At 40.7% G+C, this 3,532-nt stretch carries 2 protein-coding genes and 1 pseudogene; all 3 read left to right on the forward strand.

Annotated features, from left to right (window positions below):
* Positions 1-1,201: pseudogene (locus tag HP439_RS18305) on the forward strand (cytochrome C biogenesis protein); the annotation flags it as partial.
* A 12-nt stretch (positions 1,202-1,213) separates the two neighbouring features.
* On the forward strand, positions 1,214-1,981 hold the full coding sequence (locus HP439_RS18310; RefSeq protein WP_172391772.1) for a Rossmann-like and DUF2520 domain-containing protein: 768 nt from the start codon (positions 1,214-1,216) through the stop codon (positions 1,979-1,981).
* A gap of 235 nt (positions 1,982-2,216) precedes the next feature.
* Positions 2,217-3,532 (forward strand): FMN-binding glutamate synthase family protein (locus HP439_RS18315; protein WP_246229414.1); only part of this gene is annotated, 1,316 nt, incomplete at its 3' end.

Consider the following 3,532-nt stretch of genomic DNA (forward strand, 5'->3'; position numbering starts at 1 on the left):
TAATAAATGGCAGGGTGCGTTTGCGGTCGTTGTTATGCTATTAACAGCATTCACACAATTCTTAAAATACAAAAGAACAGACTCACGCAAATTTTGGGCAGCGACCATTGGTTCATTAATAATAGCACTTCTCATTTCAGCTGCAGTTGTATATTTTGCGATGCTATATACGAATGTGATGTATATTTTACTCACTTTCACATGTATCTTTTGTTTGCTAGCAAATTTACGTGTACTTGGTGATGCCTTCAAAGGAAAATGGCGTCTTGCAGGCTCAGCAGTATCGCATATTGGCTTCGCTCTGTTATTATTAGGAGCACTTACTGCGGCTGCAACTAACGAGGTTATTTCTATCAATGAAAGCAAATATATCGCCGTACAGAACTTTGGAAAAGAAGGAGATCAATTCTCCGACCCAGGAGAGAATCTTTTCCTAAATGAAAATGAGCCCGTGCAGATGGGGGAATATCGAATCACCTATACCGGCGATAGCGTAGTCGCTCCCAACGTATATTATAACATCAAATACGACCGTATTGACGAAGAAAGTGGGAAAGTAACGGAATCCTTCGTACTAAAACCGTTTGCGCAGAACAATCCAGATATGGGCGGTCTAATTGGTACTCCCGCTACTCGTCACTATTTAACACATGATATTTACACCCTAATAACGGCAGCTGCAGCCGACTCGCAGCCAATACAAGCAACGCCAGACGAAGAAAAAACGGGCTACGAGGATTATGATGAGCCTGCTACCTATCAAGTGAGTGTGGGCGATACGCTCCGCTATAGAAATGGATTTTATATTATTGAAGGAGTCAACAAAGATGCCGTTATAAATAACATCCCAAAAGGCCCTGAAGATTTAGCTGTTGGATTAAAAATAAAAGTAATTGCCAAAGACCAAAAAGAGTATAGTGCCGAACCTGTGTTCTTAATTAAAGACGGAAATTCCTTCGACTTCAACAAAGACATCGACGAGCAAGGTCTACGGTTCCGCTTCACGAATATTCTTCCAAAAGAAGACAAACTGGAAATTATGCTGTATCAGAAACCGCTTCCGGAAAAGAAATGGATCGTATTTAAAGCTATTAAATTCCCGTACATTAACTTCTTTTGGGCGGGCACGATCATTATGACTATTGGCTTTATCATGGCAATTTATCGCCGGGTAAAAGATCAAAAGATCTCAAAAATATAGAGAGAAACCACGATGGAAATTGTAGTTATAGGCAGTGGAAATATCGCAACGCACCTCGCAAAAGGACTCCATGCACTCGGTCACACTATACTGCAAGTGTACAGTAAAAATATAGCCAATGCGCATGCATTGGCTTCATTGTTTTCCGCTTCTGCAACAGACCAATTAAACGTTATAAACCCGTCAGCCTCTCTATATCTAATAGCTGTAACCGATAAGGCAATACAAGATATCACCACCGTCCTTCCTAAATCAATTCAAGGAATTATCACACATACTTCGGGCGCAACACCAATCTCTATATTACAAAAATTCAGCAATTACGGCGTAATCTATCCAGCCCAAAGTTTAACCAAAGGAATATCAACCAATTTAAACGATGTCCCCTTTGGTATAGAGGGTAGTAATAAGAAAGTCAGCGCCACGTTGGTTGCAATGATGCTCCAGTTGTCTACAAAAACGTTCCCTTGTAGCACGCAACAACGGCTAGCATTACATACCGCAGCAGTATTCGCGAATAACTTCAGCAATGCTCTTTTCCAAATCGCCTATGAAATTATGAACGCGAATAATTTATCGTTCGATCTTCTAAAGCCGCTCATTCTGGAAACAGCTAAAAAGGTTCAAGACCATCTCCCTAGCGAGGCGCAAACTGGCCCTGCTAAACGAAATGACATTCCGACGATACAGAGGCATTTACAGTTTCTCAGCCAAAACCCGAATTGGGTTAAAATATATCAACAACTAACCGAAGAAATAAGCAGCAAAAGCAATATTTAGGGAATTTTTTATAAAAGAAGTAATTTTACACCGAATACTATTCTTTTTTAGCTTTCCACTAAATAAGTTCCTAATTTTGCACTGTCCATTCTATTAAAAATGGAAGGTTTACATATACAAATAGCTAGAAGAAACAATTTAATTATGTTGTATCTCTGAAATGAAAGTAAAGGATCAAACAAACTTATAGAACCACCGTTTAAACTAAGTAAGCAAAATATTTCTCATATCAATCATGGCAGTTAGAAAACTAATTCTCGCGACAATAGTTATCATCAACTTGATCATCCTATCTTTCGGCATCGTCTTTACCAAACAATGGTTCTGGTTATTGATTGTACCGTTCCCTTTGATGATACTAGCATTTTATGATAGCTATGGCAGTAAACACGCAATTTTAAGAAACTATCCTATTTTAGGCTATTTCCGGTTCTTTTTTGAGAGTATCCGGCCGGAAATGCGTCAATACTTCTGGGAATCGGACACCGATGGCCGCCCGTTTAACAGACGCCAACGCTCAATCGTTTACCAGCGAGCAAAAAACGAGAGAGAAACTGTTGCTTTCGGTATGCAGACTGATCCACAAACAATCGGTAACGAATGGGTTGCACACTCCGTGTTCCCATGTCATATCGAAAGCCATGATTTACGAACTATGGTAGGTAATTTGCACTGTAAACAACCCTACAGCTTAAGCGTTTTCAATATTTCTGCAATGAGTTACGGTGCCCTTAGTAAAAATGCGATTATGGCGCTAAATAAAGGAGCCGCTTTACAAAATTTTGCACACAACACCGGTGAGGGGGGATTAAGTCCTTATCACATTAATGGAGGCGACCTTATTTGGCAAATTGGTACGGGTTATTTTGGCTGTCGGAACGAAATGGGAATGTTTGATGCTGAACTCTTCACAGAAAAAGCAAACCGTCCTTACGTTAAGATGATTGAGATTAAGCTTTCTCAGGGTGCGAAACCTGGTCACGGCGGGATACTTCCTGCGGCAAAAAACACACCGGAGGTCGCTGCTATTCGCCACGTTGTTCCTGGAACAGATGTCATGTCGCCGCCGGCACATAGCGCCTTTTCATCACCGGACGAAATGATTCAGTTCATTCAAAAACTTCGCGAGCTATCGGGTTACAAACCTATTGGCTTCAAACTGTGTATAGGTGATAAGCAAGAATTTATCGATATCTGTCATGCGATGCTTACCTCCCAAATTTATCCAGATTTTATTGCAATAGATGGTTCAGAAGGGGGTACTGGAGCGGCGCCCCTTGAATTCACAGATAACATAGGCATGCCACTGTATGATGCTTTATCGTTCGTGACCACTACACTTATAAAATTCGGATTAAAGAAACATATCAAGCTGATCGTATCGAGCAGGATAGTAACAGGATTTGATTTATTAAAAGTTATTGCTCTTGGGGCGGATGCATGCTACAGTGCTCGAGGGATGATGTTTGCACTTGGATGTATCCAAGCGCTAAAATGCAACGAAGATGTATGTCCAGTTGGTGTCGCCACACAACAACCACATCTATACAA

This window comes from Sphingobacterium shayense (genome assembly GCF_013179575.1).
In the GTDB taxonomy this organism is placed as follows: Bacteria; Bacteroidota; Bacteroidia; order Sphingobacteriales; family Sphingobacteriaceae; genus Sphingobacterium; species Sphingobacterium shayense.